The sequence below is a fragment of the Corynebacterium canis genome, assembly GCF_030408595.1.
GTDB classification, from domain to species: Bacteria; Actinomycetota; Actinomycetes; order Mycobacteriales; family Mycobacteriaceae; genus Corynebacterium; species Corynebacterium canis.
Genome location: NZ_CP047080.1, coordinates 1,588,073 through 1,610,316 on the forward strand (window position 1 = coordinate 1,588,073; position 22,244 = coordinate 1,610,316).

20 protein-coding genes and 1 pseudogene are annotated in these 22,244 nt (G+C 57.5%); 6 read left to right on the forward strand and 15 right to left on the reverse strand.

Translation table 11 applies throughout. From position 1 onward, the window contains the following. The first annotated feature begins 69 nt into the window (after window positions 1-69). On the forward strand, window positions 70-750 hold the full coding sequence (locus CCANI_RS06975; protein ID WP_246118130.1) for an ABC transporter ATP-binding protein: 681 nt from the start codon (window positions 70-72) through the stop codon (window positions 748-750). Beyond that, window positions 750-3,068, forward strand: coding sequence for an ABC transporter permease (locus tag CCANI_RS06980; RefSeq protein WP_146323156.1), 2,319 nt, complete (start codon window positions 750-752; stop codon window positions 3,066-3,068). The genes CCANI_RS06975 and CCANI_RS06980 overlap by 1 nt, the downstream gene beginning before the upstream one ends. Before the next feature lie 4 nt (window positions 3,069-3,072). On the opposite strand, the gene CCANI_RS06985 is transcribed toward CCANI_RS06980, so the two are convergent. From CCANI_RS06985 to CCANI_RS07025, 9 genes and pseudogenes are all read right to left on the reverse strand, one after another. Then, entirely contained in the window at window positions 3,073-3,711 is a 639-nt protein-coding gene (locus CCANI_RS06985; protein WP_146323157.1) for a response regulator, read from the reverse strand. Then, complete coding sequence (locus tag CCANI_RS06990; protein ID WP_246118131.1) at window positions 3,689-4,726, reverse strand: sensor histidine kinase; 1,038 nt, start codon at window positions 4,724-4,726, stop codon at window positions 3,689-3,691. Before CCANI_RS06990 ends, CCANI_RS06985 begins: the two co-directional genes overlap by 23 nt. A 107-nt stretch (window positions 4,727-4,833) precedes the next feature. Then, complete coding sequence (locus CCANI_RS06995; protein ID WP_146323159.1) at window positions 4,834-5,556, reverse strand: hypothetical protein; 723 nt, start codon at window positions 5,554-5,556, stop codon at window positions 4,834-4,836. A gap of 86 nt (window positions 5,557-5,642) precedes the next feature. Continuing rightward, the gene (locus CCANI_RS07000; RefSeq protein WP_146323160.1) at window positions 5,643-6,299 is read right to left on the reverse strand and encodes an ABC transporter ATP-binding protein; all 657 of its coding nucleotides are present in this window, start codon (window positions 6,297-6,299) and stop codon (window positions 5,643-5,645) included. A gap of 133 nt (window positions 6,300-6,432) precedes the next feature. Continuing rightward, on the reverse strand, window positions 6,433-7,740 hold the full coding sequence (locus CCANI_RS07005; protein WP_146323161.1) for an anaerobic C4-dicarboxylate transporter: 1,308 nt from the start codon (window positions 7,738-7,740) through the stop codon (window positions 6,433-6,435). A gap of 104 nt (window positions 7,741-7,844) precedes the next feature. After that, window positions 7,845-9,389 carry an aspartate ammonia-lyase gene (gene aspA / locus CCANI_RS07010; protein WP_146323162.1) on the reverse strand — a complete coding sequence of 515 codons (1,545 nt, stop codon included), beginning with the start codon at window positions 9,387-9,389 and terminating at the stop codon, window positions 7,845-7,847. Between the two features lie 233 nt (window positions 9,390-9,622). Continuing rightward, a complete protein-coding gene (hisG, locus tag CCANI_RS07015; RefSeq protein WP_146323163.1) occupies window positions 9,623-10,468 on the reverse strand; it encodes an ATP phosphoribosyltransferase in 846 nt (281 codons plus the stop codon). Between the two features lie 11 nt (window positions 10,469-10,479). Beyond that, a complete protein-coding gene (locus CCANI_RS07020) occupies window positions 10,480-10,752 on the reverse strand; it encodes a phosphoribosyl-ATP diphosphatase (RefSeq protein WP_246118141.1) in 273 nt (90 codons plus the stop codon). A 78-nt stretch (window positions 10,753-10,830) separates the two neighbouring features. After that, window positions 10,831-11,367 (reverse strand): annotated as a pseudogene (locus tag CCANI_RS07025) (HAD family hydrolase); the annotation flags it as partial. 115 nt (window positions 11,368-11,482) lie between these two features. Here CCANI_RS07025 and CCANI_RS07030 point away from each other — a divergent pair. After that, complete coding sequence (locus tag CCANI_RS07030) at window positions 11,483-11,959, forward strand: P-loop NTPase family protein (protein ID WP_146323165.1); 477 nt, start codon at window positions 11,483-11,485, stop codon at window positions 11,957-11,959. 68 nt (window positions 11,960-12,027) lie between these two features. Next, a complete protein-coding gene (locus tag CCANI_RS07035) occupies window positions 12,028-12,450 on the forward strand; it encodes a hypothetical protein (RefSeq protein ID WP_146323166.1) in 423 nt (140 codons plus the stop codon). On the opposite strand, the gene CCANI_RS07040 is transcribed toward CCANI_RS07035, so the two are convergent. Further along, window positions 12,447-13,373: a Dyp-type peroxidase gene (locus CCANI_RS07040; RefSeq protein ID WP_146323167.1), complete on the reverse strand. Its 927-nt coding sequence runs from the start codon at window positions 13,371-13,373 to the stop codon at window positions 12,447-12,449. The genes CCANI_RS07035 and CCANI_RS07040 overlap by 4 nt on opposite strands. A gap of 60 nt (window positions 13,374-13,433) precedes the next feature. Further along, window positions 13,434-13,607: an Rv0909 family putative TA system antitoxin gene (locus CCANI_RS07045; RefSeq protein WP_146323168.1), complete on the reverse strand. Its 174-nt coding sequence runs from the start codon at window positions 13,605-13,607 to the stop codon at window positions 13,434-13,436. A 351-nt stretch (window positions 13,608-13,958) separates the two neighbouring features. Here CCANI_RS07045 and CCANI_RS07050 point away from each other — a divergent pair, with 351 nt between their 5' ends. Next, window positions 13,959-15,257 carry an HNH endonuclease signature motif containing protein gene (locus CCANI_RS07050; RefSeq protein WP_146323169.1) on the forward strand — a complete coding sequence of 433 codons (1,299 nt, stop codon included), beginning with the start codon at window positions 13,959-13,961 and terminating at the stop codon, window positions 15,255-15,257. Window positions 15,258-15,268: 11 nt separating this feature from the next. Here the strand turns inward: CCANI_RS07050 and metH are convergent, their stop codons facing one another. The 4 genes from metH to CCANI_RS07070 form a co-directional block, all read right to left on the reverse strand. Further along, window positions 15,269-18,811 carry a methionine synthase gene (metH, locus tag CCANI_RS07055; protein ID WP_146323170.1) on the reverse strand — a complete coding sequence of 1,181 codons (3,543 nt, stop codon included), beginning with the start codon at window positions 18,809-18,811 and terminating at the stop codon, window positions 15,269-15,271. Window positions 18,812-18,881: 70 nt separating this feature from the next. Continuing rightward, a complete protein-coding gene (locus tag CCANI_RS07060) occupies window positions 18,882-19,214 on the reverse strand; it encodes a hypothetical protein (RefSeq protein WP_146323171.1) in 333 nt (110 codons plus the stop codon). After that, window positions 19,211-20,440 (reverse strand): cysteine--1-D-myo-inosityl 2-amino-2-deoxy-alpha-D-glucopyranoside ligase, encoded by a 1,230-nt coding sequence (mshC, locus tag CCANI_RS07065; RefSeq protein WP_146323172.1) that lies wholly within the window; start codon window positions 20,438-20,440, stop codon window positions 19,211-19,213. Before mshC ends, CCANI_RS07060 begins: the two co-directional genes overlap by 4 nt. Window positions 20,441-20,450: 10 nt before the next feature. Beyond that, window positions 20,451-21,278 (reverse strand): undecaprenyl-diphosphate phosphatase, encoded by an 828-nt coding sequence (locus CCANI_RS07070; protein ID WP_146323235.1) that lies wholly within the window; start codon window positions 21,276-21,278, stop codon window positions 20,451-20,453. Window positions 21,279-21,329: 51 nt separating this feature from the next. Between CCANI_RS07070 and CCANI_RS07075 the strand changes: the two genes are divergently transcribed. Next, the gene (locus CCANI_RS07075) at window positions 21,330-22,229 is read left to right on the forward strand and encodes an aldo/keto reductase (RefSeq protein ID WP_146323173.1); all 900 of its coding nucleotides are present in this window, start codon (window positions 21,330-21,332) and stop codon (window positions 22,227-22,229) included. Window positions 22,230-22,244: the final 15 nt, after the last annotated feature.

Consider the following 22,244-nt stretch of genomic DNA (forward strand, 5'->3'; position numbering starts at 1 on the left):
TGGAAATGCCACAAAACACCATCCACCCCGCATTTAAAGGAAAATACATTGCTTTACTCACTGAAAAATGTGACGAAAACCTATGGCGAACCACCGGCCGAAGTGCGCGCGCTCGACGACGTTAGCGTGGATATTCCCGCAGGCAAATTCATTGTTGTCCTAGGAGCCAGCGGTTCCGGCAAAAGTACCCTACTTAATATGCTTGGCGGAATGGATACCCCAACCTCGGGCACATTGCTTTTTAATGGCACGGACATTTCGAACTATTCCGCGAAACAATTGACAAAGTTTCGGAAAAACGAAGTTGGGTTCGTATTCCAATCATATAACCTATTGTCGGACCTTACCGCGAAAGAGAACGTGGAATTCTCCACCGAAATCGCGGGCATTCCCCGGGAATACGCCACCGAGGCATTAGAAAAAGTGGGCCTAGGCGACAGGCTCGACCATTACCCCGCCCAATTATCCGGCGGGCAACAACAACGCGTCTCAATCGCCCGTGGTTTGGCGAAAAAACCGGCGGTGCTGTTATGCGACGAGCCGACCGGCGCCCTAGATTTCCAAACCGGCATCAAAGTGCTGGAGGTGCTGCATCAGCTACATCGGGAAAACAACACTTCGATCATTGTGATCACGCACAATCAAGACATAGCGAATATCGCTGACCTAGTGCTCACAATGCGCAGCGGAAAGATCATTGATATTGAATCCAACGCCAACCCACTAAGCCCGGCCGAGGTGAAGTGGTAGTGAAAGCACCCACCAAAAACATGCTGCGGCAATCCGCCCGGCAGGCCAGATCGCTTCTGGGCTTGATTATCATTATTGCGGTGGGCATTGGGTTTTACGTGACCATTAAAACCTCCTCGGTGAATTACGAAAATAGCTCCAATAAGTTCTTTCACCAGTACGCGCTCCCCGACCTGCTCGTCGCGGGCGGGGAATTCGATGCGGAGGACGAAAAGAAGGTAGCGGAAATTCCCGGGGTGGAGGCCGTGCAGCGCCGCGCCGTGGTGGATACGCAGCGCGGCGATCACACGCTGCGTTTAATGTCGTACGACACCAGCAGCCCGCGGGCCAATAAGCCGTATATCTACAGCGGGAAATCCCCGCGCAGCCCCGACGAGTGTTTAATTACGGAGAAATACGCAGAGGCGAACAAGGTGCGGGTCGGTGACCGGATTGAGTTTTCCCATAAGCGCTTTGAGGATTCGTGCGTGGTAGCGGGATTCGCCACGACACCCGAAGACCTATACCTCAAACAGAGCGCAACTCAGCCGATCGCCGATCCCAAAGACTTTGGGATGCTGTACGTGGATACCGAATTTATGACGCGCCACGAGCTGCCCTTAAGCGAAATTGCGGTGCGCTACCGTGAGGGCGTCGATACGGAAGATTTGGACGATCGCATCGCTGAAACACTCGGCGACAAAGTGCGCGACGTCACGCGGCGGCCGGACATTTATAGCTACAACGCCTTTAAATCCGACGTCGAACATTTCGGATTGATGGCGTACGTTTTTCCGCTGGTGTTTCTGATTATCGCTGCGGTTGTGATTTTCGTGGGGCAGCGCCGCAATGTGCTGCGCGATAGGCGCCAGATCGGCGTGCTCAAGGCGATGGGCTACGGCTCCTGGGAAGTCATGCGTTTGTACATATTTGCGGCTGTAGTGACGGCGTTGGTTGGCTCCATCCTAGGCTTCGGATTTGCGCAGCTCGCTGGGCCGTGGGTGATCGGGAATTTCGACTCCGTGCTTTCTGCGCCGTTCCTGGATTTCGATGGTTCTATCGACAACCTTGTGGTGCCGTCCGCGCTCGCTATCGCCGTTTGTGTAGCGTCCACACTATTTGCGGTGGGGCGCATCGTCATGATCCGCCCGGCGGAGGCCATGCACGCGGAAGCGCCGCAAGAAGGCAAAAATATCCTGCTGCAACGCACCCCCCTGTGGCGAAGAATGTCCTTCAATTCGCGCTATGCCGCGAAGGCCACCCTGCGCAACAAGGGGCGCTTTATCGCCATGCTGTGCGGCATGATCGCACTGCTCATGCTGACCGTGATGTCGCTCGGATTCAGGGACTCGTTTCGCTATGTGACCTCGAATTACTACGACACCGTTGCCCGCTACGATGTGTCCATCAACGTGCCGCCCACACCGCGCGACCAGGAACCGGAGTTTATCGACGCCGTGTCCCTCGACGCCTACGAACGCGCACTCGTGCTTTCCGCAACGCTGGACTCCAATGAGCATTCTGAGGATCTGCCGCTGCTGATCGCCGATAACCCAATTGAAATGCACAACCTGACCACCGAAGTCGGCGAGCCGGTGGACTTTGAGGGCGGCGTGGTGATTCCGAAATACTATGCGGAAAAGCTTGGCGTGGGCATTGGGGATAGCGTGGATATTTCGACGCCGAGCGGGCTGGCGTCCGGCAGCGTAGAAATCTCCGACCTGTCCAATCAAAACCTCGGTTTTACCGTCGCGCTCACGTTCGATACCGCGGAGAAGCACCTGAACTTGCACGATCCGGTGTATAACACGGTATACGCGCAGGCAAGCACCAATGTGGACGCCATTGTAAAGAAACTGGAACGCGAAGACGACGTGCTATCCGTCAGTTCCATTACGGACGATAAAACCAGCTACCAAAAACTCACCGATACGTTCGGGGTGTACACAACACTGTTGGTGGTTTTCTCCATCGTATTGGGCATTGCGACCCTATACTCAGTTTCCTCAATCACCCTGCTGGCGCGGCAATACGAATTCATTGTGCTGCAGGTCATGGGGTATTCCCGAAACGACATCCTCAGGGCATACCTCAAAGAAATGGTCCTGCAATTCTTGTTGGCACTCCCGATCGGTTTGGTTGGCGGATATGTGCTCACCACATACCTGACATCGCTATTTTCAAACGATTCGATGCTATTCCAGGCGCAGGTTACGGAAATCAGCTATGCGGTCGCAATCGCCGCGGCAATTGTAGTGATCGGCATTGTGTGGCTCAACGCCCGCACCCAGCTCCGCAAACAGGATTTGGTGGCGGGCCTCAAAGCCCGAGAAGAATAATCCCCTAGCTGACCACATTGTTTCTAAAGGCCCAGATGGCGAGCTGGACGCGATTATGCGTTCCAGTTTTCGCCATCGCGGAGGACAAATGAGTTTTCACCGTCGAAGGTTCCAAGAATAGGCTCCGCGCAATTTCGGTATTGCTGAATCCTTGGCACAATGCAATTACGCAATCACGCTCCCGTGGAGTGAGCCCCGCAGAAGCAAGTGCCACGCCGGTTTTGCGGCGCGCAAACTCTGCGATGACACGGCGGGTCAGCGCGGCGTCGACAAGCCCCTCCCCGGAGGCCGCGCGCCGCACGCCTTCGACTAGGGTTTCCATCGGCGAATCCTTGAGCAGGATCCCGCACGCGCCCGCCTCCAGCGCCCCGAACACGTATTCGTCCATATCGAAGGTGGTGATTACGATGACATTCGGCGCCGGATCCAAGGCGCGAATCGCCCGCGTGGCCGATAATCCGTCCCCATCGGGCATTCGAATATCCATACAAATAACGTCCGGGTGCAGCGCCTGGGCCTGGGCGACGGCCTCGCGTCCCGTGCCCGCCTCCCCCACCACGTCAATCTCGCCGGAAGCGCGAAAAATCGTGGCTAGGCCGGTGCGTATGAGCGCTTCATCGTCAACAATCAACAGGCGAATCACGAGTTTCCTTCCATTTCAGCGCCACCAACCAGCCGTGCTCGGCCGGCCCATTCAACAATTCTGCACCACATTGAGCTGCACGTTCCCGCATTCCGGTACCGCCACGCCCCAACGGTTTTGCGGTAAAACTACCGCGGGTGTGCACCTTCAACCCTGCATCGTACAGCGTCACCTCGACTGTGGCTCCGGGGGCGTGCTTCCGCGCATTAGTTAACGCCTCCTGCAAAATCCGGTATGCGCAGCGCTGTTCCACGGTGGTTAAACCCTCCGACAATCCGGACCCCTGCACTCGAATATCCATGCCCAATTCGCGGCAGTGTTCGATTAACTCCGGAACGTTGTCAAGAGTTGGCTGCGGCGCATTATCCACCTCCGCCGCGGTATAGTTACGCAACGTTGACACCGTCGCACGTACGTCCGCAAGAGCCGCAGAAATACTTGCAGAAACGCCTTCAAGATGAGAGCGCGCCGCCGCCGGATCCGTATCCAACATTGCCCGCGCAGCCGTAGTCTGAATGGCGATGCTGCTCAGATGATGCGCCGTAGTATCGTGCAACTCCCGCGCAATCCTCGTACGTTCCTCCGCAAGGATCATTTGCCGTTGCGCATCCTGAAGCCGCTGATTACTCAGCACAATAAACCCAGTGAGCGCGCCGCCGCCGAGCGTTAATAGCGCCGTAACCAACGATGCGAGCGCTAGAATCGGTGTATTGATTCTCAATACCGGAACCACCATCGCAGGCATCGCATACACAATCGAAACGATAATAATTCCGGGAATTAAATGACGCACCGGATGCTGCGAATAGCGCACCAGCGCATACGCTAAAAATAGCAAGGCTAACCCTTGGCCCGCGCTCGTCGGCGGGACCTGCATGACTGGCGTGATAACGATAAAAACCTCACAACACAGGGCTAGCCAAAACATTCGAACAGGCTGGGTGCGGCGCCTCAGCATTGCGAGTGCTTGAACAACCAACATGCAGCCGGTCACCGCAATGGTTACAGGCTGCATGGGAGGCAAATTAACGGGCAGGGACTGCGTGAGCCACAGCGAGATTACTGTGTTTAAAACTCCAGTACAGAGCACTATTACACAGAGAATCCGATCCGTTACCATGACTATAAATTGTAGGTACGCAGGCGAAGACAACCAACAAGACAAGCGACGAGAGCCCACCCGATACAACACAATAAGCCAGCACCGATGCCATAGCTAAGGTCATTTCCTACGCCCACGGCGGCGGCAATTGCGTGCGAGGGCATCCACGAAAGGTACTTCGCATCGTAATGCGCCAGCGTCATGATCGTGCCGATGATCACTTCCGCTCCGAGCACACCGCCGATCACGGCCGCAGCCAAACCACCGCTACGCGTGGCTAGGGTTACGCCGGCACAAGCCAATGCCAAAAGCGTGAGCGATAGTATTCCCCGCACCCACACCAGCAGCAATTCGCCAACCTGTACGTTCCAGTCCACACCGTACAAACTCGTGACCACACCCGTGACACCAAGCGTTCCAAAACAACTCAGCGCCGCAATACTCGCCGTGCACAATGCTGTAGCTCCAAGAATATTAAGACCCCAGCGCAAACGCCCCTGCAGGACTTTCCATACCACCGCACCATGCCGGAAATTGCCCGCCACCAAAATCACGCCCAAAACAACGGCGGCGATCTGCGAAATCACAAGCCCTCCGCTTTGGCTCGAACCCGTGATATCAAGCATTTGCAATTGGAAAATCTCCAGCTTCGGATCTAACATTTGCAACATCTGCTGCGCTTGCGGATCCATCACCTGCACCTCCTGAATCTCCAGGAGTTTAGGCAAAAATCCCATCAACATGGAAGTCGCAAGGATTCCACAGAACAGAATCCCACAAATAATCCTGATTACCAGTAGTTTTCTTGCCGTGTAAAGTTCACTTTTCATCAGGATTCGCTCCCCATGAGTTCAAAATAGTGCTGTTCAAGGTTGTCTTGAGTTTCGCCTTCATAAACGGTTGTGCCGTTATTGATCATGGTGACTTTGCTTGCCATGATCGCGGCTTCCGCCAAATGATGCGTGGAGATCACCACGGCGTTACCCGCCGCCGCATACCGTTGCAAAAAACTAGTCAACCAACGGATTCCTTCGGGGTCTAGGCCATTTGCAGGCTCATCAAGAAGCAATAATTTCGGTTGGGTAGCCAATGCCGCAGCAAGCGCTATTCGACGCCGCATACCCAACGAATACTGCCCCAACTTACGGTCCGCGTGCCTAGCCATGTCGACCAGTTCCAAAAGCTCATCGGCTCGCTTAGCAGGCAAGCCGCGATGCAACAGCACCGCCACGAGATGCTGGCGACCAGTCAATCCGGGGAGTAAGCCACCGTCATCGAGAAGGATGCCAACGTCAGGGGTGATCGTGATTTCTCCGGTGTGTTTGATCAGCCCCAAAAGGGACTTCAGCAGCGTGGTTTTACCAGCGCCGTTTGGCCCCAACAGGGCCACCACCTCTCCCGGCTTTGCACTTAAGTGCGCGTTTTTCAACGCCTCAGTATGGCCGAAGCGAACACATACGTCTCGGCCTTCAAGTAATCTGCTCATACCTTTATCGTGCCGATAGCCACCTGGAAAAACATCCCCTGAACAGGCGATTTTCCAATCTCCCCCAAATGGTGGAGGCGGGCGCGGCGTCGAAAAGCGGGCTGCTCAAGGCAACCCGCTCTGTGGCAGTCGACTACAAAATAATGGACCCAAAAAGGAACCCGAATGCGACGGCAAGGGCGATACACAAAGTACCCGGAATGATAAAGGAATGGTTGAATACAAACTTTCCAATCCGTGTGGAACCGGTATCATCCATTTCCACAGCCGCAAGCAATGTCGGATACGTGGGGAGAACAAACAGCGAGGACACTGCGGCGAACGATGCTATGGCCGTCAGCGGTGAAACGCCCACCGCCAATGCGGCCGGCATCAGCGCCTTCGCCGTCGCGGCCTGCGAGTACAGCAAGGCAGCGGCGAAGAATAGCACCACGGCCAGCATCCACGGGTACGCCTGCAACACGTTGCCGGAAAGCACCTTGATGTCCTCAATGTAGGCGTTGATAATGGTCGTGCCGAGCCAGGCCACGCCCATCACGCACACGCACGCGGACATGCCCGATTTGAACACCTGTGTACCTGCGATTTCCGAGGCGGGAATGCGGCACACAATGGTGATTACGGTTGCTGTCGCCAACATAATGGACATAATCGCCTCATTACGCGGCAATGTCGGTTCAGTAATCAATCCGACCTGTTCCGAGATCGCTGTTGCATAACACATCACGATCACAATGGCGGCGAGGAAAATCCATACGGATTGGCGCGCCGCCTTTGTGGGAACATAATCTGAACCCTTGGGCTGCTTGACTAAACCTTGTTCCAATCTTTGCTGATAGATGGGGTCATCTTCGAGTTCTTTGCCCAATTTATTTGTGACAAATGCGGTTGGGAATATCGCAAAAAATGTTGCTGGTATAACCACCGCAAGTAACTCTAAATATCCGACGCCCAGCGGCTCCATAAGCGAAGCCATAAACACAACCGCCGCCGAGATTGGCGATGCCGTGATGGCTAGCTGCGAGGAAACCACCGCAATAGACAACGGGCGAGACGGGCGTACCTTCCCGTCCTTTGCCACCTCCGCAATCACCGGCAATGTGGAAAACGCGGTATGCCCGGTGCCTGCGAATAGGGTCATTAAATAGGTCACCAACGGTGCCAAATAGGTAACGTAACGGGGACGTTTACGCAATACGCGTTCCGCTACGAACACCAAGTAATCCATGCCTCCGGCACGTTGCATCGCCGCGATTGCGGCGATCACCGTCATAATGATGCCGATGACATCGAAGGGAATATCGTCTCGGGTTACTGGGACGCCAACGAGGCCGAGCAGCAACACGCCTAGCCCGCCGGCGAGGCCGATCGCCACAGAACCCAACCGGGCCCCCAAAACAATGGCCCCGATAACGATTAGAATGCATAAAACTAAAAACACGTTTACTCCTTCAGATTATGATGTGAGCAGACGACATCCTTAGCTACACGAAACATCCCCTCCTTCCGCGGAACCGAAAAAGGCCCCAATGCGGGGCCCTTTTCCTAGTTCTCCAAGTATAATTTCCCGCGGAAGACTGGGTGCATCAGGTTTTCCTTGGAAAGAACCTGGTCCAGAGTCTTCTCATCCATAAGCCCTTTTTCCAGGACCAATTCACGAACCGACTTTCCGGTTGCGGCGGCCTCCTTGCCAATCATGTCGCCGTTATGGTGCCCGATAAAAGGGTTCAGATACGTGACAATGCCAATGGAATTATCCACGTATTGGCGGCACACCTCCGGATTTGCAGTGATATCCACAACGCACTTGGTGCGCAACGTCTCCGCAGCGTTGCCAAGGAAACGGATGGACTGGAACAAGGCCTCACCGATCACCGGCTCCATGACATTCAGCTGCAGCTGGCCAGCTTCGGCGGCCATGGTCACGGTCAAGTCATTGCCAAACACCTTGAAGCACACCTGGTTGACAACCTCCGGGATCACCGGGTTCACCTTGGCCGGCATGATCGAGGAACCAGCGGCGCGCGGCGGCAGGTTGATCTCGTTCAACCCGGCACGCGGACCCGACGACAGCAGCCGCAGATCATTACAGATCTTGGAAAGCTTCATCGCGGCACGCTTCACCGCGCCATGAGCAAGCACATATGCGCCCGTATCAGAGGTCGCCTCAATCAAGTCTCGCGCCGACTTCATTTCCAGGCCCGTGACCTCGGACAAGGTAGCCGTCACTTGGTGCCGATACCCGGCCGGGGTATTCACACCGGTACCGATAGCGGTAGCGCCCAGGTTGATCTCCAGCAAACGATTCGCAGACATACGCAGGATCGCCTGCTCTTCAGCCAGGTTGTGGGCAAAGGCCAAGAACTCCTCGCCAAGAGTCATAGGCACGGCATCCTGCAACTGGGTTCGACCCATCTTCAGAATGTCCATGAACTCCGAGCCTTTGGCGTTAAACGCCGATTGCAGGGCGTCGAAACGCACGATGAGCTCCTGCATAGCCGCGTACACGCCGAGGCGGAAACCGGTGGGGTACGCGTCATTGGTGGACTGGCTCATATTGACATCATCATTGGGGTTAATGATGTGATAGGAACCCTTCGGCTCGCCCAAGTATTCGAGCGCTAGGTTGGCGACCACCTCATTAGTATTCATGTTCAAACTGGTGCCAGCGCCACCCTGGAACACGTCGATCGGGAATTGATCCATGCAGCGACCATGCTCCAAGATTTCATCGCACGCCCATACGATCGCCTCGCACTTTTTGCCAGGGAGCGTGTGCAACCTGCGGTTCGCCAATGCGCACGCCTTCTTGACCTGCACCATGCCCCGAATAAACTCCGGAACCTGATTGATGGTCGTACGCGAAATCTGGTAGTTTTCGATGGCCCGCAATGTATGCACACCGTAGTACGCATCATTGGGGACTTCCATCTTGCCGAGCAGATCCTCCTCGATACGGAACCCCGGTTTCCCCGATTTGTTCGAAGCTTGGCTTGGTGCGCCAGCTGCGGGTTCCGCAGGTGCAACAGGCTTTTCTTGTGAATCAACCTTGGTGTCTTCGGCGGCTGTTTGCGCCTTCCTCTTACTCATGAGCGGTGTACCTCCATGGGAATCGGTGCGGGGACTTACACTACCGATTGTACGCCTGGTAACAACCACTTATTGCTGCTAGTGATAACATTTTGCGCCATTTTGGAAGGATCACGCGAAGCGGGGTCCGGTGAGACCATTTGCAGCCGAAAATCTCGGCGTTTTACGGTCTTCTCACACCCCTGGAACACCCCCGATGGTAGCGCGCGGCACCTCCCCCGTGCCGCGGCGCATTAAATACGTGCGATGCGAATCTCGGAAGCGAGGATCGCGCGGGCCCCCAGCGCCGCCAACTCATCCATGATCGCATTTGCTTCGGACTTTGGAACCATGGCCCGAACCGCAACCCAATCCTCAAGTGCCAGCGGAGACACCGTGGGGCCCGAAAGCCCCGGCGTGATTTTCGTGGCTTCCTTGAGCAGGTTGCGTTGCACATTGTAGTCCAGCATGAGGAAGTTCTGCGCGTGCAGAATGCCTTCAACCCGGCGCAATAAAACCTGCTGTTCGGGGGTGATCGGAGCGTTTTTGCGCCCCACGATCACGGCCTCGGAATCCACCAGCGGTTCGCCGAAAGGTTCCAATCCTTGCTGGCGGAGCGTGCGCCCCGTAGAAACCACGTCGGCGATGGCATCCGCCACGCCCAATTTAATGGAAATCTCCACCGCGCCATCCAGCCGAATCACTTCCGCGGTGATGCCACGCTTGGCTAGGTCTTTCCGAACAACGTTTGGATAAGAGGTAGCGATGCGCTTGCCGTGCAGCATGTCCACCGTCCAGTCCTGGTCACGCGGCGCGGCATAACGAAACGTAGAGGCGCCGAAACTCAGACTCAGAATCTCGCTGACATCAGCCATCGAATCCGCCGCGAGATCGCGCCCGGTGATGCCGAGATCAAGGTGCCCGTTCGCGACGTAGATGGCAATGTCTTTCGGACGCAGAAAGAAAAACTCGACGTTATTGGTTTTGTCTATGACCGTGAGGGATTTCGAATCGCCGCGGCCGACGTAGCCTGCCTCACGCAGGATCTCCACCGCCGCCTCAGACAGCGAACCTTTATTCGGAACAGCAACTTTAAGCATTGTTGGCAACCTCAGAGGTATTTATAAACATCGTCAGGAGTCACGCCACGCGCCACCATCATGACTTGGGTCCAATACAATAGCTGCGAGATTTCCTCCGCCAGCTCTTCTTTCGATTGGTACTCGGCGGCCAACCACACCTCGCCGGCCTCCTCGATGACCTTTTTCCCCAACGCATGAACACCCTTATCAAGTGCTGCGACGGTGCCGGAACCCTCGGGGCGAGAAGCCGCACGATCAACAAGCTCGGAATACAGCGAGTCAAAATTTTTCACGGTGGACATTGTTTCATACCATTGGCGCAAGTCAGAGACTCCCACCCCCTCAAACGTGGGCAATTTAGTTACGTCGATGACGCAACACCCAGCCGCCCGCGCGGCCCTCATGCCCGCCGCCGAATCCTCGAAAACCAAACACTCATCCGAACGTACGCCCAGCTGGAGGGCCGCGGCGGTGTAGCCTTCTGGGTCCGGCTTGCCCCGCGCGACGTCGTCACCCGTGATGCTGCCAGCGAAGCGGTGCGCGCCGACCCTGGCTATCGCGCCGTCGGCAAGCCTGCGCGCGGTGTTGGTGACTACGAAGCACGGCACTTGCTCGCTGGCGAGGGCGTCGAGAAGCGCGGGGACGCCCGGGGTGATCTCCGCGTGGGGAATCAGTTGCGCCATACGCGTGTGCATCCATTCGAAGTAATGTTCGTGCGTTTCGGCGGACCATTCGGCGCCCGCGTGATCCAAACAAACTTTCAGTGCGTGCGTGAAGGTGCCGCCGATGGTTGTGAGGTGCAACTCTGGGGTTAGGCGCCTGCCGATTATTTCGCTCATCTCAAATGTGGCTTGGGCCCATAGCGGCTCGGATTGTATCAGCGTGCCGTCCATATCCCATAAAACTGCTTTTAGCATAATTCTTAGCTTACCTCGCGGTTTTACATGGTCGCTTGAGTGTAATTTTGCGGTCCGCAATTAAACATCTTCGTAATTACTACTACTCAACTTATATTCTCGGTACAGTGATGCTATGAAACGTGTACTTATCTTGGGCCGAGGCGGGGCAGGCAAATCCACGCTTGCTCAAGCTCTGGCACACCGTTTGCAAATCGAACACATCAATTTGGATTCCATATTCTGGCAAGCCAACCTCTCCCCTACACCGCCGGAACAATGGCGCAAAATACAAGACGGAATAATCGCCAAAAATTCCTGGATTATCGATGGCGATTTGGGCCCCTACGATAAGGACCTAGGCGCCCGAATTGCAGCCGCAGACACGATTATGGTGCTGGATTATCCGCTCGGAATTTGCGCGTGGCGCACCGTGCGCCGCGGTAAGGAAAACGGCGAATATTGGCGTTGGCTGCTCAGTTACCGCATCAAGCACCTTCCTCGGATCAAACGCTTGATCCAAAAGTTTGGCCGTCACGCCACGGTCCACTACATACACAGCCCGTGGGGCATACCCGATCTTTTGAACCGCGCCGCGGCACTTCCAAAATAGCCAGCCGAACGCACCTGGTTCGGGCCCGCACAATCCACCGCATTAATCGAGGTCAGAGGAGAAAAACAATGCAAGCATTCTTAGATGACTGGCACGGTGAAACCTGCACCCAAGACGAACTCGTGCTCAGCGACGATACGGAAATCCCGCCGCTGATCAACCGCCTCGACGGCGAGCAACACACGTTACTATCGTTCGTGGTTGCGGACGATAACCTGCTGCAGATCGCCGGCGGACCGGAGCATTTTGTGATCACCAGCGCGGAATCGGAGACGATCCACAACCTCACCAACCCCAACACACACGCGACGGAACGCATCACCGTGGTCGCCGGAGGCAACGAAGGCCAGTTCGAACCGAAGTATGTGGTGACGCGCAGCGAGGCAACCAAGTGCGCGCTCGCCTACTTCCACACGCAAAAAATCCCGACGGAAGACCCAAGGTTTGCGTGGGAAACCTTCGATGCTCCCGTTCGGGATCCGGAGACTTAGTCCTCCTCGGCGTCTTCGCCAACAGTTTCGGCAATGGCGAGGAGCGCCGAAACCGAAGGGCACACGTACCAGGAGCCGCTGACCACGTCGGCAAAGTACGTCAGCGCGTCACGCGGGCCATCCACAGCGCCCGCCATGCGGCGCAACATTTCCTCGAGGCGCCACTGATCGAAGGAGAAGCCGACGAAGACGGTGCCGTGTTCGCGCAGCTCACCATAGGAAGTATTGCGGCGCAGCACCTCCAGCTCCTCGCCATCGTGCTCCACCACGGTGCGGGACACGTGCGAGCTTTCCGGCATGGCTTCCTCGGGCAGCTCGACGCTATCCGCGCGGGTGCGGCCGATCACGCTTTGCTGCTTATCCACCGAAAGTTTCGCCCACTTGTTCACTAGGTGTGGCCACTTTTGGAAGAGCAACACGGAGGAACCAGCGCCGGGTTCGCCCGCCGGCACGGCGATCACGCTCGGGACCTCCAGCGCGCCGGGGTTTTCGGTACCGTCTTCAAAACCGGTAAGGTCGCGGTTGCCTTCGTACACCCATCCGACAGTCTCATCGGCGATATCGAGCAGCCCGGCGACCTTATCAAGGATATGGCGGGACACATTAAACGATTCCGAACGCGACGCGGAGGCAACCCACAGCCAAGCATCATGCTGCGTAGCCGGCATTTCATACCCGTCGGCGCCCCGAATGGGCTCGTTGAAGCCGTGCACATTCGCTGGTACGTTCGCGGCGTCGGCAAGCTCCGCCCACAGCTCGGGACGCACGCCGACGACCGCGTTTGCGCCAACGGTGGTGGGCAGATTGACGGCCGCGGCGAGTTTACCGATAGCCTCTTTCGCATCGGCGCCTTGCACAAGATCAAACTCTAAATAGACGTGATCCGTAGTGCCATACGCATTAATTCCGTGTTGGTAAGTCATACGGACATTATGCCGTACACGCACGGTGCAGACATAATGCGAAGAGGCAACGAATAAATGCTATTCGCCCACCTTATCGTCAATCACTTGGCGAGCCTTTGAAACCTGATCGGCTTTATCTGCACCGAACTTATTCTTGGCCAATTCTTCGCCTTTATCCAGAACAGTGTCGGTAGTTTGCTCACTCTTAAGCGCGTCTTGCGCCTTTTGCTTCGCGGCGTCGAAAATTCCCATCGCAGTAACTCCTTACATTCCAAAACGTTTACAACGCACGTAAATATACCCGCAAACGCCTCCGCGCAATAGGTTTACCCATAAAATACTTCCGCTTTTCGACGCCGCGACCCACCCCGTTTCAATTTTGCGCAACGTAGCTGTGCGCGCGAAAAAATCTCGGTTGAGCTGCGAAAATCGCTACCCCTGGGGGTGGTGGTGGAATTGCTGTAGGGGTAGTATATGTGTTAGCAGCCGGATCGGGAGGGCTGTGTACAGCATCGGAATCCACACACAGACACTGCACAACGGCCTTGAAGGGGGTGCATCACATTGCGGAGAGTAATTGGGCGCAAGCCCAAGCGGACACGGTTGGCCTACTACACTATTGAGGATCCAACGTGCGAAGCCTCCAAAATGCAGCGCGCCGCCAATAGGTTGCAATTGCAGGCGTACCTGAAACAATACGCAAAAATGGGGAACACGGAATGCCTAAACAAGCATGCCGGGCGCGTCGGCGTGGAAATGGGTATTTCACAGCACCGCGCTGAACAATGGCTGCTGTTTATGCACTACCTGCACACGTGGCTCCCAGATTTCAAGGAGCACGTGATCAGCAAGGCGCACCTGGAGTATCAGCATTTCCAAAAACTCACCGCCGTGCTGCGGACGATCGAGCCGCTCCTCCCGGAACACGAAAGCATCTATACGGTGATGGCCAAGGTTGACGCCTTCCTGGTAAAAATCACCACCGCAAGGTTTGAGCACCAGGCGCTGCCGCGCCCCGAGCATTTACGGCGCCAGCTTTCGGATTACCTTATTCGCCTCAATATCACCGGCAGCGACGAGCGGGACGAAACCTGCACCACCAGCGCCGAAGCGTTCCCCACCCACACCCCGGGGCTCAGCGGTTTTACCTGGATCGGCCCGAGCGATCAGATCCTGCGGCTCGACCAAAGCATCTGCAACCTAGTGAACCGAGAACGCATTTCCCGCTCCGAGGCGATGCACCGCATCTGCAACGAAAACGCCCAAACCTCCATCACGCTGGTGGGTTTTGCCAAAACCTCGCACGACCCCACCCCCACGCACATCGTTGGCGCAGGCGAACTCGCCAAAGACCAGCAAGCCAACCTCACAAAACTCCATAAACATTATCATTCGATAACCAAAACTGCGCAGCAACTCCGAGACAGCTACGTGCCCACCGCAGCGCAATGCGCCGTAGTGCGGCTACGCGATGGAACCTGCCGCTACCCCGGGTGCGACCGCGACGCACTGAAATGCCAAATGGATCACGTGATCAACCACGGCGCCGGCGGCTGGACCTCCGCCGGAAACCTGCAAAGCCTGTGCACGGAACACCACAATACGAAAACCGACCGGCGAATCCGCACCACCATGAACGAATACGGGGTATCCACCTGGTACTTCCCCGACGGTCGGATCGCAATATCCATGCCAACCGGGATCCTCGCCGGCATCCGAGGCAACCCAAAAGCCGTTTCCACCCGCTGGGGCAAACACACCCAAGCAGATGACAACATAAAACCACCAATAAACAACGGAATCGGAAGGTGGGGCTACACGGTTAACCACAAATTAAAACGACTCACCAAACACCTCAAACGAAAACCCTCGTTCGAAGGTGCCGAAGACATACCCTTCTAAACCACGTGCCATCACACATTGAAGTACTTCGCTTCAGGATGGTAAAGCACAAACGCGTCCGTGGACTGCTCCGGATGCAGCTGCAACTCCTCCGACAAATGCACGCCAATACGTTCGGGCTGCAAAAGCTCCACCATCGTGCGGCGTGACTCCAAATCGGGGCAGGAACCATAGCCGAACGAATAACGCGCACCCCGATACTCGAGGTTGAAAAAGCCCCGCTTATCGGCCGCGTCCTCATCGCCAGCGGAACCACCATCGGCGAACGAGAGTTCGGATCGCACGCGGGCGTGCCAATACTCCGCCAACGCCTCCGTCAACTGCACACCGATACCGTGCACCTCCAGATAATCACGGTATTCGTGGGCGGCAAACAGCTCATTAGCAAAGTCCGCAATGGGTTGGCCCATGGTGACCAGCTGGAACGGCAACACGTCCACGGTGCCGGTGGCCGCGGCGTCGACACGCGAACGGATAAAATCGGCGATGCACAGGAAACGTCCGCGCTGCTGACGAGGGAACGAAAAACGGGCGCGAACGGGTGCATTCGGTTCCGGTTCGCTCAGGATCAGCACGTCGTCGCCTTCCGAAACGGCGGGGAAATAGCCGTACACCACGGCCGCATGGTCGAGAATGCCCTCGGACTTCAGGCGGTCGATCCACGCGCGCAACCGCGGCCGACCCTCCGATTCCACAAGCTCATCGTAGTCGGGGCCGTCGCCGCCGCGCGCCGCCTTCAGCCCCCACTGCCCCATAAACAAGGCGCGTTCGTCGAGCGTGGGCAAATATTCGGCGAGCGGCAAGCCCTTAATAATGCGCGTCCCCCAAAACGGCGGCGCTGCCACTGGAACATCTGTTGCAACGTCGCTGCGCTCCGGAACCTCCACGGGGGCCGCCGCAGCCTTCCGCTGATCCGCAATTCTTTTCGAACGCTCGTGGCGGGCTCGGCGAGCCTCACGTTTCTGCTGCGCCTCCGGATCCACCGCCGCCAAATCGCCGCGCTTGATCGCCATGATCTCGTCCATCAGGCGCAGGCCCTCGAACGCGTCGCGCGCATAGTGAACGTCGCCCTGATACACCTCCGTAAGGTCATTTTCGACGTACGTGCGGGTCAACGCCGCGCCGCCCAACAGCACCGGGATATCCGCCGCGCCAGCGCTATTCATTTCCTCCAAGTTTTCCTTCATAACCACCGTGGATTTCACCAGCAAACCGGACATGCCCACGACGTCCGCACCATGATCGCGAGCTGCGGAAATAATGGTGGCCACGGGCTGTTTAATGCCAAGGTTGACCACGTTATAGCCGTTGTTGGAAAGGATGATATCCACCAGGTTTTTGCCGATATCGTGAACGTCGCCCTTTACCGTCGCCAGAACAATTGTTCCCTTGCCACCGGAGTCGTCGGAGGCCTCCATAAAACTTTCGAGGTACGCCACGGCGGTCTTCATCGTTTCCGCGGATTGCAGCACGAAAGGCAATTGCATCTGGCCGGAACCAAACAGCTCACCCACGGTTTTCATGCCGCCGAGCAGGTCCTGGTTAATGATCTCGATCGGGGTTTTTTCCTCCATACCGGCGTCCAGATCGATCTCAATGCCGTTCTTATCGCCGTCAATGATCCTCTGTGACAAACGTTCGAAAAGCGGCATGGCGGCGAGGGCTTCGGCGCGCGCGTCTTTGGCGTCGGCCTCAGATACGCCCTCAAACAATTCCATAAAGACCTGCAGCGGGTCGTAGCCCTCGGCGCGGCGGTCGTAGACCATGTCCAGGGCAACTTCGCGCTGCCGTTCATCGATTCGGTTCATGGGCAGAATCTTGGAGGAATGCGCGATCGCGGTATCCAGGCCGGCCTCGATGCACTCGTGCAGGAACACGGAGTTCAGCACCTGCCGCGCCGCCGGGTTCAAGCCAAAAGAAATGTTCGAAAGACCGAGCGTGGTGTGCACCCGCGGGTACTTTTCCTTGAGCGCACGGATGGCGTTAATAGTTTCGATTCCATCGCGCCGGGTTTCCTCCTGGCCGGTGGAAATGGGGAAGGTCAGGCAGTCCACAATAATATCCTGCTGCTCCAAACCCCACGAACCCGTAATATCGTCGATCAACCGCGAGGCGATCTCCAATTTCTTCTCGCAGGTGCGGGCCTGGCCCTCCTCGTCGATGGTCAGCGCCACCACCGCCGCGCCGTGGTCTTTCACCAGGCGCATGATGCGCTGGTAGCGGGAATCGGGCCCGTCGCCGTCCTCGAAGTTCACGGAGTTTACCGCGCACCTACCGCCCAGGTGTTCTAGACCGGTTTGGATTACCGCCGGTTCGGTGGAGTCAATCATGATGGGCAGCGTGGAGCTGGTGGCCAGCAATCCTGCCAGCTTCGCCATGTCCGCGCGGCCGTCGCGACCCACGTAATCCACGCAGAGGTCGAGCATATGCGCGCCGTCGCGAGTCTGCTGTTTGGCAATGTCAACGCAGGTTTCCCACTCCCCCGCAAGCATCGCCTCGCGGAACGCCTTGGAACCATTCGCATTGGTGCGCTCGCCGATCATGGTAATGCCGGTATCCTGCGTCAACGGCATGGTCGTGTACAACGAAGACACGTTATCGTCCTCGCTCACCTTGCGCTGCGCAGGGGTGACGCCACGCAGCGCCGAAGCCACCGCGCGAATATGGTCCGGCGTGGTACCGCAACATCCGCCGACCATCGAAAGGCCGTATTCGGTAACAAAATCCCGCAACGCCACCGCCAGCTCCGGTGCCGTCAGCGGATACTCCGCCCCGTTTTTACCCAGGATAGGCAGGCCGGCGTTCGGCATCACCGATACCGGAATATTTGCGTGCTGCGAAAGGTAGCGCAGATGCTCGCTCATTTCCGCGGGCCCCGTGGCGCAGTTCAGGCCAATCATGCTGATGCCGAGCCGCTCCAAAGCCGTCAGCGCCGCCCCGATCTCGGAACCGAGCAGCATGGTGCCGGTGGTTTCTACGGTGACGTGGCACAGAATCGGCAAGGTGGTGTGCAGGGCGTCGAAAGCCTCGTGGCAGCCTAACACCGCTGCCTTGACCTGCAACAAGTCCTGCGCGGTTTCCACGAGGATGGCATCGGCGCCGCCTTCCACCATGCCGAGCGCGGCCTCCTTGTAATACGCCTTGAGGTCCTCGTACGGCGCGTGCCCCAGCGACGGCAATTTCGTGCCCGGGCCCATCGAACCCACCACAAAACGCGGGATGCCGTCCGCGCCGGGGCCCATTTCATCGGCGACCTCCCGCGCCAACGCCACGCCCTTATACGCGAGCTCGCGGCAGCGATCGGCGATATCGTAATCCGCCAAGTTTGGCAGGTTGCAGCCAAAGGTATTGGTTTCCACCAAGTCCGCCCCGGCTTCGAAGTACGCGCGGTGGATGGTTTTCAGGATGTCCGGCCGCGTGTGGTTGAGGATTTCATTACAGCCTTCAAGCCCTAAAAAGTCCTTTTCCACGTCGAGGTCAAAGGACTGCAATTGGGTACCCATGGCGCCATCGCCTATCAGTACGCGCCGATCGAGAGCTTCAAGGAGGTTCATAAAACAGACAGCTTAGTATGTAAGCCGTTTCTGTCATAGTTTACCGCTCGGTACGCCCGCTGTGCTGCCGCTACTCAAATTCCGGCAGGCTTTTGAACTCCTCTTCCATCACGCCAGCCGCCGCAAGAACGCGGTGAAAAAACGCCGTCAGTTCCGCCTCTTCCTCGGGCTCGATCACCGCATCCCCGTACTCGCGATTCATGGCGCACAATTGCTCGATGCATGCCGAGGCCCGCGCCACAGTAGCCGGTCCGCGCAAAAACCCCTCGAGGATTGCGCGCAATTCGACCACCGCGGCGGGATCGTACGGTTGTTCCCAGAACTCCTTGTCCTCTTCGCGGAGGTACGCGCCCGTGGCAAAGGCCTCCAAATCTGCGAGGAATTCCTCCACGAATTGATTCATTCTTCCCCGCGCATATTCAAACCGAACAAAGCATCGAGGGCCGCGCCGACGATTTCGCCGCCGGAACCAGCGCCGGAGATATCATCCGCCCACGCGTCGATCGCGGCGATGGCGCTCGGGGTATCAAGGTCATTGGCCAGGCACGCGCGGACCAATTGCACAAGCTCCTGCGCCGCCTCCTCATCAGAGGGCTTTTCGACGGCGCGTTCCCACCGCTCCAAGCGCTCCTCCGCCGCCGCCAATAATTCTTCGGTCCATTCGCGGGACGCCCGATAATGCCCAGAAATAATGCCCAGGCGGATAGCGCGCGGATCGTGGCCTGCGGCCACCAATTTGGACACAAACAGCAGATTGCCCAGCGATTTGCTCATCTTGCGGCCGCCGAGGGTGAGCATGCCTGCGTGCACATAGTGGCCCGCCATGCGGGAGCAACCCAGCGCGGCCTCCGCATGCGCCGCGGAAAACTCGTGGTGCGGGAAGATCAGATCCTTGCCGCCGCCTTGAATGGCAAAGCTCGGCCCCAAGCGGTTCGTTGCGATCGCCGAGCATTCGATGTGCCAGCCCGGCCGCCCCGGCCCAAAGGGCGCGTCCCATTCGGGCTCGCCATCCTTGGATTTCCGCCACACGAGGGCATCCAGCGGGTGCCGCTTTCCCGGGCGGTCTGGGTCGCCGCCGCGCTCCGCGAAAAAGGCCAGCATGGTGGGCTGATCGTAATTGGATTCATAGCCGAAATTGCTGGTGGCGTCGATGCTCGCGTAAAGGTCGCCCTCCAATTCGTAGACGGCTCCCCTGGCGATAAGGCGGTTCACCAATTCGATGACCTCATCCACGGCGTGCATCACGCTGACATAGTCGCGCGGCGGCAGAATCCGCAGCTGCTCCATATCGGACCGGAACAGGTCGATCTGCTCGGTGCCCAGCTCCCGCCAATCCACGCCATCGCGTTCGGCGCGGGCGAACAATGGTTCATCAACATCGGTGACGTTTTGCACGTAATGCACGTCATACCCGTTATCCAGCAGCTGCCGATAGATCAAATCGAATGCGATATAGGTGGCAGCGTGGCCCAGGTGCGTCGCATCATAGGGCGTGATGCCACAAACAAACATTCCAGCGGTGCCGTCCACTACCACTGGGCGCACTTCGCCGTCGGCGGTATCAAACAATTGCAAAGGTACAGCCGCACCCGCAAGCTTGGGTACTTCTGGTTCAGGCCACGAATACATGCCACATACTTTAGCTTGCGCTGATCATGCCAGTAGCTAAGAGACCCATCACGGCCAAACCGACCGGAATACGATACGCCGCGAACCAGGCGAAAGAATTGCTGGCCACGAACTTGAGCAACCAGGCGATAGAGGCGTAGCCAACCACGAAGGCGATGGCGCTGCCCACCAGCAATTGGGAGCCCGACGCCGCCTGCCCAACCTGCGGTTCGAAGGCGTCCTTGAGCGAGAAAATGCCCGCCCCAAACACCGCCGGAATGGCCAATAGGAAGCTGAACCGAGCGGCCACCTCGCGGTTCAGGCCCACAAACAGGCCGGCCGAAATCGTGCCGCCGGAACGAGACACGCCGGGGATCAACGCCAAGCATTGGGCGAAGCCCATAATGATGGCGTCGCGCATGGTCAGATCCTCATAATTGCGCTTCTTGGAGCCGTATTTTTCCGCCAGCAGGAACACAAAGGAAAACAGCACCAACACGGTGGCGGTAATCCATAGGTTGCGCAGCCCATCCCGGATAAGGTCCTTGCCCAAGGCGCCGAGGATCACCACGGGCAGGGTGCCCACAATGACCATCCACCCCATGCGGTATTCGAATCCGCGTTCTTCTTTATTAAAGAGCCCTTTGCACCAACCGACCACAATATAGAAAATGTCTTTGGCAAAAAACACCAGCACGGCGAGCTCGGTGCCCAATTGGATCACGGCGGTAAACGAAGCGCCAGCGTCTTGCCCCCAGATTAGCTGGGAAATAATGCGGAGGTGCCCGGAGGAGCTGATGGGCAGAAACTCTGTAAGCCCCTGAACAATGGATAAGACGATGATTTGAATCCAACTCATGGATTCCGCTGCTGAGGTAGTCACCCCGAATACCGTACTACTGTGTGAGGGGTGAGAGAACAAACCGTGGGTGCAAGTGGTCTCCGTGTTTCCCGTCTCGGATTAGGTACTTCGACGTGGACAACGGTTGATGGGGCACAATCTGTGCTTCGTCGATTCCTCAATGCGGGGGGAACTTTAGTTGATGTCAATCCAGATAATGAGGCAATTGTAGGCCCTGTGCTGTCCATCGCCGACCGCTCCAGATTGGTGATTTCGGCCGGCGCCGGCGTAAACCCAGCATTGCCCTTAGGGCGGCGTGTTGATTGTTCCCGCCGTAGCCTCATGGCACACCTAGACCAGACCTTGAACAACCTTGGCACCGATTACATTGACCTGTGGAGCGTCGGCTATTGGGATACCCGCACCCCCGCCGCGGAGGTCGCGGACACGCTGGATTGGGCCGTCCGTACGGGCCGTGTGCGTTACGCCGGCGTGCGGAGTTACACGGCCTGGCAGCTGGCGGTCGCCGCGGCGGAGGCGGAGATTCCGCTCGTCGCGGCCCAGACGGAGTACAGCCTGCTCATGCGCCGCGCCGAGGAGGAACTGATCCCGGCGGCCCAGCATTTAGGCGTAGGTGTGTTCGCAGGCGCGCCGCTCGCCCAGGGCGTGCTTACCGGCAAGTACCGCACAAACATTCCAAAGGATTCGAGAGGGGCGTCGGCGGACCGCAACGCCGAGGTGCAGGGATACCTGGATGCCAGGGCGTCGATAATCGTGGAAGCGTTGGTGACGGCGGCGGCGGGGCTAAAGGCGACCCCGGCGGCTGTGGCGGTGGCCTGGGCGCGGGAAAAGGTGACGGCCGTGATCGTCGGCGCGCGCACCCCCGAACAGTGGGACGAAATCTATACCAGCGAGGATTTAACTGTGCCGCGTGCAATCCGTGCGGCTTTAGACGATATCTCCTTGTAGTATTACGCACTGTGA